The following is an 18,315-nucleotide window of genomic DNA, read 5'->3' on the forward strand; positions in this document are numbered from 1 at the left end:
CGCGGGACGAGCAGGTCAGATTGACGCGGCTGGCGCGATCGGCATTGACGAACCCGTCTCGGGCCCGGCGTAGTGTCGGGGCGTCAGCGGGACGTCGCGCGGCGGCCCGGTTCGTGGCGAAGGAGGTGCGGCCCATGGCGAAGGTTCTGATCGTCTTTGCGAGTGTCGAGGGCCAGTCCGAGCGGATTGCCGGGCTCGTCAGCGACCATCTGGTGCGATCCAGACACGTGCCGACCGTCCTGAACGCGACGTCGGAGGCCGCGGCCCGGCCCAACCTGCATCTCTACGACGGCGTGATCGTCGTCGCCCCGGTGCACCACCAGGCCCATCATCCGGCCATCTACCGCTTCGCGAACCTGCACGGGGAACGCCTGACGAAAATGCCCTCCGCGCTCATCTCGGTATCCCTTCATGCTGCCAGCGGCGAGCCGGAGGACGAGGAGGAGATGCGCCAGTATGTCGACATCCTCGCCGGGGAAACCGGGTGGCTGCCGCGTGCGGTCCACTACGCGGCCGGCGCGCTGAAATTCACCGAGTTCGACTTCTTCAAGCGCTGGATGGCGCGTCGCCTGGTCAAGGCGCTCGACATGGAGGTCGATCCCAAGGCGGACATCGAGTTCACCGACTGGCCGGCCCTGTATGGGTTTGTGGACGAGTTCCTGAAGGTTCACGTCGGCAAGTGATGCCCCGCCCGGCGGCCCTCGGCGATGAGGGCGTCCACCTTCGCTTCGAGCGCCTTCTTGGGAAGCCGCGTGAAATCGCCCGCATCGCTCGCCAGAACGCGTCCGGCCGCATGCGGGGCCTGTTCGCGGAAACGCTTCAGCAGGCCGGCCGGGGCCATCACGACCAGATGGTCGAACTCGCCCGCCCCGGCTTGGCGCTCGAGATCGTGCGCCAGCGCGTCCACGAAGGCGTGTTCGGCCCGCGTGTGATGGTCGGGGGTTTCCGCCGCGCTGCGCCCGCCGGCGGGGGTGTGAAACCGGCCGCCGCGTTCGCGGCCCTGGCGGCGCGAGGGCGGGTTGTCGTGCTGGCGGGTCTCGATCGGAGAAAGGGGGGCTTCGCCCTCGCCGCCGCGCCGGAAGAGCAGGGCGCGACCGCCGTCGAATACCGCGATCCAGATCGTTTCGTCGTGCAGGCGTCCCATGATCGGTCTCCCGGAAAGATGTCCTACAATGCCAGATTTTCCGTCCGGGGCGTATGCGGCAATTTCGCTTGCTCGCGAGACTGGAGCCCCGTGCGGGTTCACCGCTAGTCTCGCCGCATGACCCTGGATCGCTCCACCCCTGCGGCCGTGACGGACGACGCCCACGCGCTCTCGCCGCAGCGGGTCGCCGACGCGCTCGCCAGCAACGTGACGACCGGCCTGGCGGCGCAGGATGCCGAGGCCCGGCTCGCGCGGTATGGCCCCAACGCGGTGGAGGCAAGCGAGCGCTTCTCCGTGCTGCGCACCCTGCGCCATCAGCTCGCCGATCCGCTGATCGTGCTCCTCGCGCTCGCCGCTGGTCTCGCGGGCGCGCTCGGCGAGCGCCTCGATGCGGTGATGATCCTCGTCATCGTCGGGCTCAATCTCGCGCTCGGCTTCTTCCAGGAATGGCGCGCCGAGCGCGCGCTCGCCGCCCTTGCCGGCCTGCTCGCGCCCCACTGCACCGTGCTGCGCGGCGGCCGGCGCAGGCGGGTCGAGACGCGCGAGCTGGTGCCCGGCGATCTCGTCGTGTTGAGCCGGGGCGAGCGCGTGCCGGCCGATCTCAAGCTCGTCCAGGGCGAGTCCCTCCTGCTCGACGAATCCGCGCTGACCGGGGAGTCGCACGGCGTGGCCAAGGCGCCGGGCAGGGACTTGCCGGCTGCGCCGCTGCACGCGCGCCAGTCGATCGCCTATGCCGGCTCGCTGGTCCTCGACGGGCATGGCGCGGGCATCGCGATCGCGACCGGGGCCGCCACCGAGTTCGGTTCCGTGGCCGCGCTCGCCGCCTCGGTGCAGCGCCAGCCCACGCCGCTGCAGAAGCGCCTGTCCCGGCTCAGCCTGACGCTCGGCTTCCTCGCGCTCGGCGCGGCCGTGGCGGTGACGGGGCTCGGTGTGCTCACCGGCCGGCCCCTGCTCGACATGGTCTTCACCGGGGTCTCCCTGGCCGTCGCAGCGGTGCCGGAGGGCCTGCCCGCGGTGGTGGCGCTGAGCCTGGCGCTGGGCGTTCGCACCATGGCCCGGCGCAATGCGCTGGTGCGGCGCCTGCGCGCCGCCGAGGCGCTCGGCTCGGCGACGGTGATCTGCACCGACAAGACCGGCACGCTCACCAGCGGAGAGATGGTGGCCGTGCGCACCGTGACCGCGGCGGGAACGGTCCTGCTCGGCGATGCGGGAGGCGAGCCGGACGAGCTCGCCATACGCGCGCTGCGTACCGCGGGCTGGTGCAACGATGCCGAGCTCACGGGGGACGGCGCGGTGGGCGAGCCGACCGAGCGGGCCCTGCTCGCGGCGGCGCAACGCTTCGCCGGCGTCGGCGAGGACGCCCCCGAGCGGGTCGCCGAACAGCCCTTCTCCGCGGCGCGCAAGCGCATGCTGGTCGTCGTCGAGCGCAACGGGACGTTCGAGGCTCACATGAAGGGCGCCCCCGATTTCGTGCTGCCGCTCTGCGCCCGGGTCGCGGCGCCCGACGGCGCGCAGCCGCTCGACGACGCCGGGCGCCGCGCCTGGATCGAGCGGGCCGACGCGATGGGAGAGGACGGGCTGCGCGTGCTGGCCGTGGCGTGCCGGGAGACCGACGCGGCGCCGTCCGGAGATATCGCCCATCTGGAATCCGACCTGGTGTTTCTGGGGCTGATCGGCCTGATGGATCCGCCGCGCCCGCGCGCCCGCCCGGCGGTCGAGGCCGCGCGCGAGGCCGGCATCCGCATCCTCATGATCACCGGGGACGGCGCCGGGACGGCCCGCGCGATCGCCCGCGAGGTGGGCCTTCAGGCCGAAGACGTGCTCTCCGGCGCCGAGATCGACACGATGGATGATGCCGTCCTGCTCGCCCGTCTCGAGGCCGGACCGGTCCTCAGCCGGACCACGCCCGAGCACAAGCTGCGCGTCGTGCGCCTGCTGCAGGAGGCCGGCGAGATCGTCGCGATGACCGGGGACGGGGTGAACGACGCCCCGGCGCTCAAGCAGTCCGATATCGGCATCGCCATGGGCGTTCGCGGCGTCGATGCGGCCAAGGCGGCCGCCGACCTCGTCCTGCTGGACGACGATTTCGGCACCATCGTCGACGCCATCCGCGAGGGCCGGCGCCAGGACGACTCGATCCGCAATTTCACCCGCTTCCTGCTGGCCTCCAATTTCGGCGAGGTGCTCGCGGTCGCCGCGAGCGTGGCGTCGGCCGCCCCGCTGATCCTGACGCCCGTGCAGCTGCTCTGGATCAATCTGGTCACCGACGGGCCCATGGCGCTGGCGCTCGGCGTGGAGCGCGCCGGCCCCGACGTGATGCGCCGCCCGCCCCGCCGGCCCGGCGCACCGGTGCTGGACCGGGTCACGCTGGCGATCGTGGCGGCCTTCGGCCTGTGGATCGCGGCCGCTTCGCTCCTGGTCTTCCGCCTGACCCTCCCGCTCGGCGTGGAAGCCGGACAGACCGGGGCGTTCAGCGCCGTCGTGGTGATGAGCGCGACGGCGGTCTTCGCCTTCCGCTCGCTCGACACGCCCTTGATCGAGCTGGATTTCGCGGCCAATCCCTGGCTGCCGGCCTCGGTCGTCGCCACGCTGGGGCTCCAGCTCGCGCTGGTCTACGTGCCTGCGCTCCGGCATGCGATGGGGCTGGCGCCGCTGCCGGCCTGGGTCTGGGCGGTGATCCTCGCGGCGGCGGTGCCGCTGCTCCTGGTGCCCGAGCTGATCAAGATCGCGCGCACGCGGCGTCTTGCGCAGCGCCGCGAAGAGGCGCAGGGACCGGCAAGCGCCCGGGAGGGGAAAGATGCAGGCTGAGACCTTGAAACAGCAAGCCGGCGGCCCTCCTTGTTTCGAGACCCGCAAGCTGTCGAAGGTCTATGGCGAGGGGCCCGGTGCGGTCCATGCGCTGCGCGGGGTGGACCTGGCCGTGCCGGAGGGGGAGCTGGTGGTTCTGCTCGGGCCGTCGGGCTCGGGCAAGTCGACCCTGCTGAACATCCTGGGCGGCCTCGACCGGGCGAGCTCGGGCGCGTTCTTCTTTCGCGGCACGCCCATGCATGACGCCAGCGAGCGCCAGCTCACCCGCTTCCGGCGCGATCATGTCGGCTTCGTCTTCCAGTTCTACAATCTGATGCCGAGCCTGACGGCGCGCGAGAATGTCTCTCTCGTGACCGAGATCGCGCCCGATCCGCTCGCCCCCGAGGAGGCGCTTTCCCTCGTCGGGCTTGAAAAGCGCATCGATCATTTCCCGGCGCAGCTGTCCGGCGGGGAGCAGCAGCGCGTCGCCATTGCGCGCGCCATCGCGAAGAAGCCGGGCGTCCTCTTGTGCGACGAGCCGACCGGCGCACTCGACAGCGCGACGGGCATTCGCGTGCTCGAGGCGCTGAAGAACGTGAACGAGACTCTCGGCGCGACGACCTTCATCATCACCCACAATGCCTCGGTGGCCGGCATGGCCGATCGGGTCATCGTGTTCGGAGACGGGCAGATACGCGAAAATCGGGTCAATGCGACGAAGGCCGAGCCCTCGGAGCTGGCATGGTGACCGGGCTGGTTTCCACGCTCGACCGCAAGCTGATGCGCGATCTGTGGCGCATGATCGGCCAGGCGGTCGCCATCGCGCTCGTGATCGCGGGCGGGATCGCGGTCCATGTCGTGATGGCCGGCATGCTGGCGAGCCTCTCCGAGACCCGCGCGGCCTATTACGAGCGCTATCGCTTCGCCGATCTGTGGGCGCCCGCGGTGCGCGCACCCAACCGGCTCATCGACGAGATCCTTGCGATCGAGGGCGTGGCCGCCGCCGAGTCGCGCATCCAGGCCCCGGTGCTGTTCGACATGGAAGGCATCAGCGAGCCGGCCAACGGGGTGATCTATTCCCTTCCCGCCGGGCGGGCCGCGTCGGTCAATGACGTTCACCTGGTGCGCGGGCGCCTGCCCGACCCGACCCGGCCCGACGAGGCGCTGGTGCTCGAGGGCTTCGCGCTCGCTCACGGCCTTGATGTCGGCGACACGCTGGAGGCGACGATCCGCGGCCGGCGCGAGCGCCTGGTCATTTCCGGCCTCGCCCTGTCGCCGGAATATGTCTACGCCATCGCTCCCGGCCAGCTCGTGCCGGAGGCGCGCCTGTTCGGCGTGTTGTGGATGGACCGCGACGCGCTGGAAAATGCGGCCGATCTGGAGGGCGCATTCAACGAGGCGGTCGTGCGTCTGTCGCGCGGTGCCGAGACGGCTCCGGTGGCCGCCGCCCTCGACCGGCTTCTCGATCGCTATGGCGCGACGGGAGCCTATGGGCGGCGCGACCAGATCTCCGATGCCTTCCTGTCGAGCGAACTCGACCAGCTCTCCACCATGGGCGCGATCCTGCCGCCCATCTTCCTCGCCGTGGCGGCGTTTCTGGTCAACATCGTGATCTCCCGCCTGATCGCCGTGGAGCGCGAGCAGATCGGACTTCTGAAGGCCTTCGGATATTCCGCGCGCGAGATCGCCTGGCACTATCTCAAGCTCGTCGGCGCGATCGCCGTGATGGGCCTGGTGATCGGGTTCTCGCTGGGCGCCTGGCTCGGACGGGCGATGGCGGAAATGTACGCCGAATTCTACCGCTTTCCCTTCCTCCTCTTCGCCGCGACACCCGGCGTCTACGCCATCGGGGCGCTGGTCACCTTCGCCGCGGTCGGGGGCGGGGCGGCCTTTGCCGTCGTGCGCGCCGCGCGCCTTCAGCCGGCCGTGGCGATGCGCCCGCCCCCGCCGCCGGACTACTCGCGCTCGGCCGGGGCGGCGCTCACCGGGCTGACGGCCATCGATCAGCAGACGCGCATGATCCTGCGCCAGATCCTGCGCTGGCCGGTGCGCGCCGGGCTCACCGTGCTCGGCATCGCCCTGTCAGCCACGACCCTCGTGACCTCGCTCTACTTCCTCGACGCGATGGAGGTGATGACGGGCACGTATTTCGACGTCGCGAACCGGCACGATGTCGCGGTGCGCTTCACCGAGGCGCGCTCGATGACCGCCTATCACGATCTTGCCGGCCGCGAGGGCGTGCTCGAGGCCGAACCCTATCGCGCGGTCGCGGCCCGTCTGCGTTTCGAGAACCGCGAGGTCCTGATGGCCTGACCGGCGTGGTGAGCGACCCGGCCCTGTCGCGCATGATTTCGGCCGACGGATCGACCGTGGCGCCCCCGCCGGGCGGGCTCGTTCTGTCGAGGGACCTCGCCGACCGGCTCGGCGCGCAGCCCGGCGACGTGATTCATGCCCACGTCACCCAGGGCCGCCAGCCCGTCCTCGCCTTGCCGATCGCGGCGACGCCCACCGTGCTGATCGGCTCGGGTGCGCAGATGCCGCTCGACGATCTCAACGCCGCGCTCGACGAGGGCCGGGTGGTTTCCGGGGTCAATCTGCGTGTCGATCCGGAATATCTCGCGGCGATCTACACGGAGCTGAAATCCACGCCGCTCGTGGCCGGAGTCCAGCTCAACCAGGTCGCGCGGGACAATTTCGACGAGATCATGGACCGGTCCATGGGCTCGGCCATATTCGTCTACACGCTGTTTGCCGGTCTGATCGCGCTGGGAGTGATCTACAATGCCGTACGCGTCTCGCTCGCCGAGCGCTCGCGCGAGCTGGCCAGCCTTCGTGTGCTGGGCTTCTCGCGGACCGATGTCAGTTACGTCCTGCTCGGTGAGGCCGCCTTCCTGACCCTGGCGGCCATCCCGCTCGGCCTCGTGATGGGGACCGCGATGGCCTGGGCGATGGCGCAGGCGATGAGCTCCGACTTTTTCCGCCTGCCCTTCATCATAGAAGCCGATACCTATGGCTATGCTGCGCTCGTCCTGATCGTGATCGCTGCAGCGAGCGCGCTCATCGTGCGCCGGCGTATCGACCGGCTCGACCTGGTGGCCGTTCTGAAGACCCGGGAGTGAGATAGTCGTCTATGCAGCTTCGATTCCGCACCGTGTTCTGGTCCGTGGCCGGGCTCGTCGTCCTCGCGCTCATCGTCTGGGCATTCTGGCCGAGGCCGGTGCCGGCCGATTTCGCCGTGGTACGCCGCGGCGAGATGGTCGTGAGCGTGCGCGACGAAGGCTATACCCGGGTGCGCGAGGTCTATGTCGTGTCCGCGCCCCTCGCGGGCCGGGTGCTTCGCGTCGACTCCGAAGCCGGCGACCGGGTCGAGGCCGGAGAGGTCCTCGCCAACATCCTGGCGTCGGACCCGGCCATGCTCGACGTGCGTTCGCGCAGCGAGGCCGAGGCGGCGCTGCGCTCGGCCGAAGCCGCTCTGGGTTTCGCCGCGGCCCAGCTCGAAGCCGCACGCGCCGAGGCCGAGCTCGCCGCCCAGGAGGCCGAGCGCATGGAGATCCTGGCCGAGCGCGGGACAATCAGCCAGGCCATGCTGGACCGGGCCCGCACCACGCTGCGCCGGGCCGATGCAGCTTTGGCTACCGCGCGCGCCAATCTGCGCATGCGGCAGGCCGAGCGGGACGCGGCCGAAGCGCGGCTGATACGGCCGGACGCGGCGCCGGCCGGTGAGGGCGTGGTGGAGGTCGCAAGCCCCATCGACGGTCAGGTCCTGCGCGTGTTGCAGGAGAGCGAGGCGGTGGTTCAACCCGGCACCCCGCTCGTCGAACTGGGCGATCCGGCGGATCTGGAGATCGTCGCCGAGCTGCTGTCCACCGACGCGGTCCGCGTCGAGGAAGGCGCGGATGCCCTGATCCATGCCTGGGGCGGGCCGGTTCCCCTGCGCGCCGAGGTGCGCCGCATCGAGCCCTTCGGCTTCCTGAAGGTCTCCGCGCTGGGCGTGGAGGAACAGCGCGTCAATGTCATCCTCGACCTGCTCGCCCCGCGCGAGGAGTGGATGAATCTCGGCCATGGCTACCGGGTCGAGCCGGAGATCGTGACCTGGCGCGGCGAGGATGTCGTGATTGCTCCGGTGGCGAGCCTGTTCCGCCATGAGGGCGGCTGGGCGGCCTTCAGGGTCGAGGAGGGCCGTGCGCGCCTGACCCCGGTGGAGATGGGCCGGTCGAACGGGCGCGAGGCCCAGATCCTGTCGGGCCTCCAGCCCGGCGACACGCTTGTTCTCTATCCCAGCGACCGCATCGAGGACGGCGCCGCGGTCGTGCCGCGCGAGGGCTGAGTCTCAGGTCGGCAGCTCGACTTCGATGATGTCCGGGCTGCGCTCGGCATAGTCGAGGGCGTAGTCGAGTTCGGCCTGCGTCTCGGCGTGCAGGTCGATCATCGGTTCGCCGCGCTTCACCTCGCTGCCGAGCCGGACATGCATGTACACGCCCGCCGCCCTGGCGCGCGGCGCGCCGGCGAGCTTGGCCAGGCGCGCCAGCTTGCGGCTGTTGATGTGCACGACGCGCCCCGAGACCGGGGCGGGCAGGGGCTGGGCATGCTTCGCGACGGGCGGCGTGCGCAATCCGCCCTGGGCCTCGCAGATGCGCTGGAACTTCTCCCAGGCCCGCCCGTCGCGCAGGGTTTCCAGTGCCAGCTCGAAACCGCGGCCCGGCTCCGCCTTGCCGCCGATCTCCAGCGCCGCGCCTGCGATCCGGGCGGCGCGCCGGCGCAGATCGTCGGGTGCTCGTCTGTCGTTCTTCAGGATCGCCAGCAGGTCGTGCGCTTCCAGCGCCGGGCCGATGCCGCGGCCCACCGGATGGGAGCCGTCGGTGATCAGGCAGGTCGTCTTCAGCCCGAAGCGGGCCGCGACCGCGTCGGTGAGGCGGGAGAGCCGTTCGGCATCGTCCTGGCTGCGGATCTTCGCGGTCGCGCCGACGGGAATGTCGATGACGCAATGGGTGGCGCCCGCCGCGATCTTCTTCGACAGCACCGAGGCGATCAGCTGGCCCTCGGTATCAATGTCCATCTCGCGTTCCACCCGCACCAGATGGTTGTCCGCCGGGCTCAGATGCACCGCCCCGCCCCAGGCGATGCAGCCGCCCTCCGCCTTCACCACGCGCTTGAGGGTCGCCATGTCCAGATCGACCGGGGCCAGCGTCTCCATAGTGTCGGCGGTGCCGGCCGGCGAGGTGATGGCGCGCGAGGAGGTCTTGGGAATGGTCAGGCCGTGCGCGGCCACAACGGCCACGACGAGGGGCGTCGTGCGGTTGCCCGGCAGGCCGCCGACGCAGTGCTTGTCCATGACCACCGGTTCCTCCCAGTCGAGCCGGTCGCCGGCCTCCACCATCGCCCGGGTCAGCTCGTAGATCTCGGTCTCGTCCAGCGCGAAGGCCGCGCTTGCGGTCAGGAAGGCGGCGAGGTGGACCTCGGTATAGCGGCCCGCGACGATGTCGCGCACGATCGCGTCGAAGGCCGGCCCGTCGAGCCGGTGTCCGTAGATGCGCCGGCGCACGTGGGACAGCGATTCCAGCGCCGGGGCGTGGCGCACCTCGACGGCCTCGCCCTCCTCGACAGCGAGAATCTCCCAGGCGCTCTCCGAGAGCCCCGCCTCGTCGGGGGCCAGCATGGCCTCGCCCTCGACCTGGTAGAGCGTCGCGATCACCTCGTGCCCGCCGCTCGACAACAGGACCTGCGAGCGCGCCGACAGGCCTTCGGAGCGGCAGACCGGGCAGTCGGCGCGCATCACCACGATCGGCTCGCTCTGGGTATGCAGGCGCAGCCGGCGCGCGCGCAGGCTCGGGCGCGGCCGGGACGGGACGGCGTGCGACAGGCTCATAGCTCGAACACCTGTTCGGGCCGGGGGACCCTGGCCTCCCAGCCGAGTTCGCGCCGGATGCGCACGCGCAGCGCGTCGCTGGCTTCCGGTTCGCCGTGGACGACGAAGACCCGCGCCGGCGCGGCCCTGAAGCCGGACAGCCAGGTCATGAGTTCGTCGCTGTCGGCGTGGGCGGACAGCTGGGACATGTCGACGATCTCCGCCTCGATACCGATCCACTCGCCATGAATCTTCACCTCGCGCTTGCCCGCGAGCAAGGCCCGCCCGCGCGTGCCGGCCGCCTGGTAGCCCGCGAACAGGAGCGTGTTGCGCGGGTCGCGCCCGAACGCCTTGAGATGATGCAGGATGCGCCCGCCGGTCGCCATGCCGCTCGCGGAGATGACGACCTTGGGATAGGCGCTCGCCGTGATCGCCTTGGACTGCTCGACATCGCGCGTGTACTCGGCGATGGCGCACATCTGCCGGCAGCTCTCCCGGTCGAGGCGGTGATCGGCGAGGTGGGCGTGCAAGAGGCCCGTCGCGTCGATCGCCATCGGGCTGTCGAGATAGATCGGGGTGGAATCCAGCCGGCCCGCCCGCTTGAGCTGCCAGAGATAGTAGAGCAGGAGCTGCGCGCGCCCGACCGCGAAGGCGGGGATCAGCACCGTGCCGCCGCGCTTGAGGGTGCGCTCGATCACGTCGCCGAGCCGGTCGACCGGATCGCCGGGCTCGTGCACGCGGTCGCCATAGGTGGATTCCACGACGATGTAATCGGCCCGCTCGACCGGCTCGGGGTCGACCATCATGGCGTCGCCATAGCGCCCGAGATCGCCGGAGAAGACGATGCGCCGTCCCGCCCAGTCGATCTCCGCCGTGGCGGCCCCCAGGATATGGCCGGCCCGCCGGAAGCGCAGGCGCGCCCCGCCCGGCAGGGCCGTCTCTTCGCCGAATTCGGCGAGGGTGAAGTGTTCCAGGCTCGCCTCCGCGTCCGCGAGATCGTAGAGCGGCAAAGCCGGTGAGTGCTTGGAGAACCCCTTTCGATTGGCGTACTCGGCATCCTTCTCCTGCAGATAGCCGGCGTCGCGCAGGATCAGCTCGGCGACGTCGCGCGTGGCGGGTGTGGCGAAGACCGGCCCGGTGAAGCCGTCGGCGACGAGGCGCGGCAGATAGCCCGAATGGTCGAGATGGGCGTGGGTCAGCACGACCGCGTCGATGCTGGACGCAGGAACCGGCAAAGGCTCCCAGTTCAGCTCGCGCAGGTTCTTCAGGCCCTGGAACAGGCCGCAATCGACGAGGATGCGCCGGCCGTCATGGGTCAGAAGATGCTTGGAGCCGGTGACGGTGCCGGCACCGCCGAGGCAGGTGAGCGTGAGCATGAGCTAGAAGCGGGCTTTCTGAAGAACGGCCGGGTCGCCCCGGCCTTCGATGGCGGCGGCTTCCGCCGCGGAGAGGAAGTCGCGGGCGACCCGCCGGACCAGCGGCGCACCGGCCTCGACGAGGTGGGCCCAGCTCGACCGGTTGGCGAACAGCATGCCGGGCACGTCCAGCGTCCCGCCGCGGCTGATATAGCCGCGCGCCGCGGTGTGCCGGGGTCCGCCATCGAGGCGGCGCAGCAATCCGATCATCGGCTCGGGCCGGGTATGGCAGGCGAGCACGCGCGGCAGGCCGGCCGGAAAGAGCGCTTCGAGCGTCTCGTCGTCGGCGGTGAAGCCGGCCTCGATCTCGTCCCTGGGCGCGCGGAAGCGGGCGGGCTCGCCGAGCGCCGTGACAAGGGTCTTCACCCCGGACGCCTCGAAGCGCGCCGCGGCCTTCAGCGCCTCCTCCAGCTGGTAGGCGCCGATGGCGACGATCTGCAGCGCCGCCTGCGAAGGCGTGCCGCGAACGGGCACCGCGCCGTCTCGCGCGAAGCGCCGGGCCGCCTCCGCGTCGAGCCGGTGGGGCAGGTCGCGCTTGGAGACCACCAGGCAGGCGATCTCGCCTCGCCCGGCATAGACCTGAGACAGGCAGGCCACGGCCGAGTTGGCATCGACCGGGAACATGACCCGCGCGGTGTCCGACATCTCGCCGAGGAGCGCCTCGCCGATCGTGGGGTCCTGGTGGGACTGTTCGTTCTTGGCGTTTTCCCAGGTGTGGGAACTGGCGATCAGCGGCACCGAGATCCAGCCGGGCGCCTGGCCCGTCTCGCGCTGGCGCCGGGCGAAGACGATCTCCTGGCGCAGCATGCCGAGCATCTTCGTGGCGAAGGCCTCGTAGCTGACGATCAGGCCGAGCCCGCCCTTGTTGGCGAGCGCCGCGCCGGCGACCGCCTCCTCGTTGAGCGCGGTGATCACCGCGCCGTCGACGGCTTCCGCGACGCCCTCCTCGGGCACGTTCACGCGATGCTTCAGCCGGTCGAGCGTGCCGCCCATGTGATTGGACCGCAGCTCGTCGGGATTGCCGACGCGCACGCGCAGATGCGGGTTGGCGTCCACCAGCCGGACGAAGAAATCGTCGACCGCCTGCATGGCGCAGCCCGGCGGCTCGCTCAACGCATGCCAGCGCGGCTCGGGCAGGTCCGGCGCGCGCGGCCGGCGCAGCGCGAGCGGATGTCGGCTTTCGCGCGGGCGGCCCTGGGCCGCGTGCGTGGCGAGCGCCGCGACCGCCGCCTCGATCTCGCCGGCCGGCACGAACAGATCGCGCGCCCCGGCATTGAACAGCGCTCGCGCGGCGGCGTCGCGGTGCGGATTGCCGGGCAGGGGCAGGTTGTGCGCCTCGTTCCGGCCCGCACCGGGAAAGCCGAACCCCTTCACGGTCTCGGCGATGACGTAGGGCAGGGGGGCGGGATAGGTCCGTTCCGGGCCGGACTTGAAGGCCTCCAGACGGGCCTCGGCCTCCAGGATCGCCCAGGCGAAGGCGGCCGGGTCGCGCCCGTCGATGAGGACCGGATCGAAGCCGTTGTGGGCGAGGTCTTCGGCGAGCCAGGCCGCGCCGCCTTCCTGCGCGATCTGGGTGCGCTCCTCGATGCGCCGGCCGTTGAGGATCATCACCGGCACGGCGAGGCCGCAATCCTCCGCCCGCCACCAGCGCGGCGACCAGTCCGATCCGCGCTGCTCCTCGAACGCCCCGTCGCTCAGGAAGGCGACGAGACGCTCGCCGGGCAGGGGCATGTGGATGTACTGCACCCCGGCAAAGCCGAGATAGCCGCCTTCCGCGATCGCCCCCGCGGTGAACGGCCCGGCATGGCTGCCGAGCGGCACGCCCGCATACCCCTTCGCATCGATGGCGTAGGAGTAGAAATCGGAGACGAGCCGGGACAGCCCGGCCTCGCTACGGTCATAGCGGCCCTTCTGGGCCGGCGAGACGTCGCCGGTCAGGGCGTTGACCGCCTCGATCGCGGCGACGCAATGGCCCTGGCCCATCAGCCAGGCGCGCGTATGTCCGCAGATCGCGTTGGCCAGGAGATAGCCCGCGAAGGCGGGCACCATGTTGAGCGACCCGCCGGTATGGCCCTGCGGGTCGGGCTTGAAATCATCGGCTTCCAGCGGCGCGCCGGACAGATCGACCCGCCTGGCGTAGGTCATGTGCGCGACGGTCCACATCCCGGCGCAGGCCAGCCGGTCCGCGGCGGCGAGAAGCGCGTAGAGCCGGTCGGGCTCCATCCGGCCCGAGGCGGCAAGGGCCGCGATGCGCTCCACCGTTTCGGCCTCGTGCCGGATCGGCCCGTAGCCGGCGCGCCAATGTTCGAATGCGCTCATGGCTTGCCTCCGCCGACGGCCGAGCCCGGCGTCCAGGGCGGCGGATCGCTGGCGGGAAAGGACTCCCGGCCCGCGCGCTCCACCGCGTCTTCCGGCTCGGGCTCGCGGCGCTTGCGCACGAGACCCGGCCGGCCCGTCCCGGGCGATGCGAGCGCCTCGGCCAGAAGCGGGGCGAGGCTTATCGCATTGCTCTCGTGAGGCACGCTGTCGGTCGAGACGATCTGACGGGTGACGGCCTTCAGGCGCGCATACGCATCGCCGGCGAAGAGCGGATGGATGACCGCGGCGACCGGGCGCTCGAGGCCGGCCTCGACCAGCTTCGTCGCCGCCTCGATCAGCGTCTGGCCGGAGGAGGCGATGTCGTCGACCAGAACGGGCTGGCGGTCCTTCCATTGCGACAGGTCGGGCAGGGCGATCTCGACGCTGCGGTCGCCGTGGCGAATCTTCTTCAGCACCGCATGCGGCGCGCCGATCCGCTGCGCGATCGCGCCGACCCATTGCTCGCTTTCCTCGTCCGGCCCAATCGGCAGCGGATCCTTCACCTCGCGCCCGATCCAGTCGGCGATCAGCGGCGCGGCATGCAGCGCCGTGGCCGGGATGGTGTAGAGCGCATCCAGTGCCGGATAGCGGTGCAGGTGCGGATCGACGGTGACGAGCCGGTCGAACGAGGACGAGACCAGGCGCGCGAAGCTGCGCGAGCTCACCGCCTCGCCGGGCCGGAAGCGCTTGTCCTGACGCATATAGGCAAGATAGGGAGCGAGCAGCGTGACCGAGCGCGCCCCGAGATCGCGTGCGGCGTCGGCCGCGAAGACCAGCGTCAGAAAGGCCGGATCGGGATCGGCGAGCGTGCACACCAGGACGACGTCCCTGCCGGAGACATCGCCGGCAAGCCGGACATAGCTCTCCCCGTCCGGGAAGCGGCGCACGTCCGGTTCGGCGATCTCGAACCCTGCCGCTCCTGCCACGGCCCGTGCCAGGCGTTCGTTTCCAGGCAGGGGGAGGACCAGATGCATGCCGCACTCACCAGGGTGTTGGCCGAATACCGGCCGTCACCATGGCGCGAACGCTGGCGGTTGCAAATGCGGCATTCGCGTCGCGCTCAGTGCTGCGGCGTGACCAGCTGCCAGTCGAGCGTCTGTCCCGCCGCGAGCGGGACGATGGTGCCGTCTTCGGCGTAGGGCAGGGAAGCGGGGATGGTGTTGCCCGCGCGTTCCAGCCTGATCATGCCGGTATTGCGCGGCAGGCGGTAGAAATCGGCGCCGAACTGCGAGGCGAAGCCTTCCAGCCGGTCGAGGGCGCCCAGCTGGTCGAAGATCGTGGCGTAGAGCTCGATCGCGAAGGGCGCGCTGTAGCAGCCCGCGCAGCCGCAGGCGGTTTCCTTGGTCGCGCGCTCGTGCGGTGCGGAATCGGTGCCGAGGAAGAATTTCGCATTGCCGCTGATCGCCGCCTCGCGCAGCGCGCCCTGGTGGCGCTGCGCCTTCAGGATGGGCAGGCAGTAGAGGTGCGGGCGGATGCCGCCGACCAGCATGTCGTTGCGATTGTAGAGCAGGTGCTGGGGGGTGATGGTCGCGCCGACATTGGCCGGCGAGGACAGCACGAAGTCCACCGCCTCGGCCGTGGTGATGTGTTCCAGCACGATGCGCAGGGCCGGGAAGCGGTCCCGCACCGGGATGAGGTGGCGCTCGATGAAGACCTGCTCGCGGTCGAAGATGTCCACCCCGCACTCGGTGACCTCGCCGTGCACGAGCAGCGGCAGGTCGCGTTCCTCCATGCGCTCGAACACGCGGTAGAGATTCTCTATCCGGCTAACCCCCGAGGCCGAGTTCGTGGTCGCCCCGGCCGGGTAGAGCTTGCAGGCGTGGACGAAGTCGCTGTCGGCGGCCGCGTCGATCTCCTCCGGCGTGGTGCGGTCGGTCAGGTACAGCGTCATCAGCGGCTCGAAGGCGTGGCCTTCGGGAAGATGGGCCAGGATGCGCTCGCGATATGCGGCCGCGTCGGCGACCGTGGTCACCGGCGGCTTCAGGTTCGGCATGACGATGGCGCGCGCGAAGCACCGGCTCGTGGCAGGCACCGTGTAGCGAAGCGCCTCGCCGTCCCGCAGGTGGAGATGCCAGTCGTCGGGCGTGGCGATTTCGAGAACGGACATGGGGTGCGGACCTCGGCCTGGAACGTGCGGCGGCGCAGAAAGAGCACGGCCGCGATCTGATACATAATCGCACCGCTGCATAACAAGAACCGGCCTGCGGCGATATCGACGCAGGCAACGGCTCCGGCGGGGCGGCGGGCGGTCTTGTGATCAGCCGGACATTTGCCGGTGGCCCGCACTCGGCTAGGGTGGACGCAAAGAACATCCTGGGAGGTATCGTCTTGAAAACCAAACTCTTTGTAGGGTCTTGTCTGATCGCCCTCGTTTCCGGGCTTGCCGCGGCCGGTCCCGCCGCGGCGCAGGAGGCTCCGATCGTGCAGCCGGGCGCGCCGGGTGAGGACGTGCGCCGGCTGAGCGCGGAAGAAGCCTCGCGGATCGCCGCCAACCGGTATAGCGAAGACGATGTCCGCTTCATGCAGGACATGATCCTGCACCATTACCAGGCGGTGCAGATGGCCGATCTCGTGGAGGGCCGCACCGCCACGCCGGAAATCGTCGCCATCGCCGGGCGTATCGACGCCTCCCAGGCCGACGAGATCGCCTTCATGCAAGGATGGCTCGCCGAGCGGGGCGAGCATGCGCCCGACCCGGCGAACGATCCCCATGCCATGCACCACGGCGCACGCCACGCGCAGATGGCGGGCATGGCCACGCCCGCCGAGATGGAGGCGCTGGCCGCGGCGAGTGGGACCGGCTTCGACGAGATGTTCCTGGGCCTGATGATCGCCCACCACGAGGGCGCGGTGGAGATGGTCGACCACCTGCTCGCCCAGCGCGGCTCGGCCTACGACCCCGTGCTGTACGACTTCGTCAACGACGTGCGCGGCGAGCAGCAGGCCGAGATCCGGCGCATGGATACGCTTCTCGCCGGGCTGTCGGACGATCCGCGCAACGGCCTCGCGCCCGGCTTCCGCGATGCGGGCCAGGCGATCTCCAATCTCGAGCTGGTCGCGAGCCTGCCCAAGCCGACCGGCTTCTTCGATCCGGAGAACCCCGCCGGCCTGCCGCCGGAACTGCCCTCCGGGGAGGAGGCCGAGGCGGAAGGCGGCGAGGAGGACGAACCCCGGTTCGCCGAGCGCTCGCCCTTCCTGAGCTTCTCCAACACCGACATGGCGTTTGCCGGCGACCTGCTGGCGGCCGGCAATTATCACGGCTTCAATCTCTACCGGCTCGGCGGCGACGAGCCGCGCCTGATCAGCTCGGTCGTCTGCCCGGGCGGGCAGGGCGATGTCTCCATCGTCGGCGACCTCCTCCTCGTCTCGGTGCAGGACACCCGCGCGCGCATCGATTGCGGCCGTCAGGGCGTCAGCGAGGAGGTCAGCGCGGAGCGCATGCGGGGCCTGCGCATCTTCGACATCTCCGATCCCCTGGCCCCGCGCCAGGTCGGCCTGGTGCAGACCTGCCGAGGCTCGCACACCCATTCGGTGGTGGCCAGCGACGAGGAGACGATCCTGGTCTATAATTCCGGTACGAGCTCGATCCGTTCGGAAGAGGAACTCGCCGGCTGCGTCGAGGGCCTGCCGGGCGACGAGAACACGGCCCTGTTCTCCATCGACGTCATCGAGATTCCGGTCGACGACCCGGCCGCGGCGCGCATCGTCGACAGCCCGCGCGTCTTCGCCGACGACGAGACCGGGCGCATCGCCGGGCTGTGGGCCGGCGGCGATCACGGCGAGGGGACGCAGACCACGCGGCGCACCGACCAGTGCCACGACATCACCGTGTTCCCCTCGGCCAACCTCGCGGCCGGGGCGTGCTCGGGCAACGGCATCATCCTGGACATCTCCGATCCGCGCGCGCCGAAGCGGATCGACGCGGTGGTCGACCAGGGCTTCGCCTACTGGCACTCGGCGACCTTCAACAACGAGGGCACCAAGGTGATCTTCACTGACGAGTGGGGCGGGGGCGGACGCCCGCGCTGCCGCGCGCAGGATCCCGACACCTGGGGTGCCGACGCGATCTACGAGATCGAAGACGGCCGCCTCGAATTCGCGAGCTACTACAAGCTCCCCTCCGCCCAGTCGGAAACGGAGAACTGCGTCGCGCACAACGGCTCGGTCGTGCCCGTGCCGGGTCGCGACATCTTCGTGCAGTCCTGGTACCAGGGCGGGATCTCGGTGATCGACTTCACCGACGCGGCCAACCCGGTGGAGATCGCCTTCTTCGACCGCGGTCCGGTCGATCCGGACGTGCTGGTCTCTGGCGGATACTGGTCGAGCTACTGGTATGACGGGCGCATCTACGCCACCGAGATCGTGCGCGGGCTCGACGTGTTCGAACTTGCCCCGAGCGAGCATCTCACCGCGAACGAGATCGAAGCGGCGGCGCTCGCCGACCAGGGCGAGGCCTTCAACCCGCAGCAGCAATTGCCCGTGAGCTGGCCGGACCACCCGGTCGTCGCGCTGGCCTATCTCGACCAGCTCGTGCGCGAGGGGGCGCTGTCGGCCGAGGCGGCAGAGCCGCTCTATGGCGCACTCGCGAGCGCCCGCGAGCACGTCGAGGCGGGATCGGGCGATACGGCTCTGGCAGCGCAGCTCGACCGTCTGGCCCGCGACCTGTCCTCGCGCGAAGCGGGCTCGACCGCCGCCCGGCGGATCACTGCACTGCGCGATGTCATGGACGCGGTCGCGGACGTCCTGCGCTAGGCCATCGCGGGTCG

General features: G+C 70.5%; 13 protein-coding genes. 7 read left to right on the forward strand and 6 right to left on the reverse strand.

Translation table 11 applies throughout. From position 1 onward, the window contains the following. The first annotated feature begins 134 nt into the window (after positions 1-134). The gene (locus tag JW792_RS02095; RefSeq protein ID WP_158291505.1) at positions 135-683 is read left to right on the forward strand and encodes a flavodoxin domain-containing protein; all 549 of its coding nucleotides are present in this window, start codon (positions 135-137) and stop codon (positions 681-683) included. On the opposite strand, the gene JW792_RS02100 is transcribed toward JW792_RS02095, so the two are convergent. Beyond that, the gene (locus tag JW792_RS02100) at positions 668-1,144 is read right to left on the reverse strand and encodes a host attachment protein (protein ID WP_135994309.1); all 477 of its coding nucleotides are present in this window, start codon (positions 1,142-1,144) and stop codon (positions 668-670) included. The two genes, JW792_RS02095 and JW792_RS02100, sit on opposite strands and share 16 nt — an antisense overlap. Before the next feature lie 117 nt (positions 1,145-1,261). Between JW792_RS02100 and JW792_RS02105 the strand changes: the two genes are divergently transcribed. Genes JW792_RS02105 through JW792_RS02125 form a run of 5 tightly spaced genes read left to right on the forward strand, consistent with a single transcriptional unit; the run spans position 1,262 to position 8,258 of the window. After that, positions 1,262-3,952 (forward strand): cation-translocating P-type ATPase, encoded by a 2,691-nt coding sequence (locus JW792_RS02105; RefSeq protein WP_135994308.1) that lies wholly within the window; start codon positions 1,262-1,264, stop codon positions 3,950-3,952. Next, entirely contained in the window at positions 3,942-4,679 is a 738-nt protein-coding gene (locus tag JW792_RS02110; protein ID WP_135994307.1) for an ABC transporter ATP-binding protein, read from the forward strand. Before JW792_RS02105 ends, JW792_RS02110 begins: the two co-directional genes overlap by 11 nt. After that, positions 4,673-6,244 (forward strand): ABC transporter permease, encoded by a 1,572-nt coding sequence (locus JW792_RS02115; RefSeq protein WP_135994306.1) that lies wholly within the window; start codon positions 4,673-4,675, stop codon positions 6,242-6,244. The genes JW792_RS02110 and JW792_RS02115 overlap by 7 nt, the downstream gene beginning before the upstream one ends. A gap of 8 nt (positions 6,245-6,252) precedes the next feature. Next, a complete protein-coding gene (locus JW792_RS02120) occupies positions 6,253-7,050 on the forward strand; it encodes an ABC transporter permease (protein WP_135994305.1) in 798 nt (265 codons plus the stop codon). Positions 7,051-7,061: 11 nt separating this feature from the next. Further along, positions 7,062-8,258, forward strand: coding sequence for an efflux RND transporter periplasmic adaptor subunit (locus JW792_RS02125; protein ID WP_135994304.1), 1,197 nt, complete (start codon positions 7,062-7,064; stop codon positions 8,256-8,258). A gap of 3 nt (positions 8,259-8,261) precedes the next feature. Here JW792_RS02125 and JW792_RS02130 read toward each other — a convergent pair whose 3' ends face one another. The 5 genes from JW792_RS02130 to pyrC all read right to left on the reverse strand — a co-directional run bounded on the left by JW792_RS02130 (position 8,262) and on the right by pyrC (position 15,656). Continuing rightward, positions 8,262-9,797, reverse strand: coding sequence for a thymidine phosphorylase family protein (locus JW792_RS02130; protein ID WP_135994303.1), 1,536 nt, complete (start codon positions 9,795-9,797; stop codon positions 8,262-8,264). Further along, positions 9,794-11,152, reverse strand: a complete 1,359-nt coding sequence (locus JW792_RS02135) for an MBL fold metallo-hydrolase RNA specificity domain-containing protein (RefSeq protein WP_135994302.1) — start codon at positions 11,150-11,152, stop codon at positions 9,794-9,796. Before JW792_RS02135 ends, JW792_RS02130 begins: the two co-directional genes overlap by 4 nt. A gap of 3 nt (positions 11,153-11,155) precedes the next feature. After that, entirely contained in the window at positions 11,156-13,510 is a 2,355-nt protein-coding gene (locus tag JW792_RS02140; protein ID WP_135994301.1) for a phosphoketolase family protein, read from the reverse strand. Next, the gene (locus JW792_RS02145; protein WP_135994300.1) at positions 13,507-14,523 is read right to left on the reverse strand and encodes a ribose-phosphate pyrophosphokinase; all 1,017 of its coding nucleotides are present in this window, start codon (positions 14,521-14,523) and stop codon (positions 13,507-13,509) included. The genes JW792_RS02140 and JW792_RS02145 overlap by 4 nt, the downstream gene beginning before the upstream one ends. A gap of 86 nt (positions 14,524-14,609) precedes the next feature. After that, positions 14,610-15,656: a dihydroorotase gene (gene pyrC, locus JW792_RS02150; RefSeq protein WP_135994299.1), complete on the reverse strand. Its 1,047-nt coding sequence runs from the start codon at positions 15,654-15,656 to the stop codon at positions 14,610-14,612. 215 nt (positions 15,657-15,871) lie between these two features. Between pyrC and JW792_RS02155 the strand changes: the two genes are divergently transcribed. Continuing rightward, on the forward strand, positions 15,872-18,301 hold the full coding sequence (locus JW792_RS02155; protein ID WP_135995225.1) for a DUF305 domain-containing protein: 2,430 nt from the start codon (positions 15,872-15,874) through the stop codon (positions 18,299-18,301). The last annotated feature ends 14 nt before the right edge of the window (positions 18,302-18,315 follow it).

The sequence above is a fragment of the Marinicauda algicola genome (genome assembly GCF_017161425.1).
GTDB lineage: Bacteria > Pseudomonadota > Alphaproteobacteria > Caulobacterales > Maricaulaceae > Marinicauda > Marinicauda algicola.

What these genes read in the sequence shown, in the direction of transcription:
- JW792_RS02145 (WP_135994300.1), bottom strand. Translation starts at nt 14,523, where the DNA reads ATGCATCTGGTCCTCCCCCTGCCTGGAAACGAACGCCTGGCACGGGCC.
- JW792_RS02095 (WP_158291505.1), top strand. Translation starts at nt 135, where the DNA reads ATGGCGAAGGTTCTGATCGTCTTTGCGAGTGTCGAGGGCCAGTCCGAG.
- pyrC (WP_135994299.1), bottom strand. Translation starts at nt 15,656, where the DNA reads ATGTCCGTTCTCGAAATCGCCACGCCCGACGACTGGCATCTCCACCTG.
- JW792_RS02135 (WP_135994302.1), bottom strand. Translation starts at nt 11,152, where the DNA reads ATGCTCACGCTCACCTGCCTCGGCGGTGCCGGCACCGTCACCGGCTCC.
- JW792_RS02115 (WP_135994306.1), top strand. Translation starts at nt 4,673, where the DNA reads ATGGTGACCGGGCTGGTTTCCACGCTCGACCGCAAGCTGATGCGCGAT.
- JW792_RS02140 (WP_135994301.1), bottom strand. Translation starts at nt 13,510, where the DNA reads ATGAGCGCATTCGAACATTGGCGCGCCGGCTACGGGCCGATCCGGCAC.
- JW792_RS02100 (WP_135994309.1), bottom strand. Translation starts at nt 1,144, where the DNA reads ATGGGACGCCTGCACGACGAAACGATCTGGATCGCGGTATTCGACGGC.
- JW792_RS02125 (WP_135994304.1), top strand. Translation starts at nt 7,062, where the DNA reads ATGCAGCTTCGATTCCGCACCGTGTTCTGGTCCGTGGCCGGGCTCGTC.
- JW792_RS02130 (WP_135994303.1), bottom strand. Translation starts at nt 9,797, where the DNA reads ATGAGCCTGTCGCACGCCGTCCCGTCCCGGCCGCGCCCGAGCCTGCGC.
- JW792_RS02105 (WP_135994308.1), top strand. Translation starts at nt 1,262, where the DNA reads ATGACCCTGGATCGCTCCACCCCTGCGGCCGTGACGGACGACGCCCAC.
- JW792_RS02110 (WP_135994307.1), top strand. Translation starts at nt 3,942, where the DNA reads ATGCAGGCTGAGACCTTGAAACAGCAAGCCGGCGGCCCTCCTTGTTTC.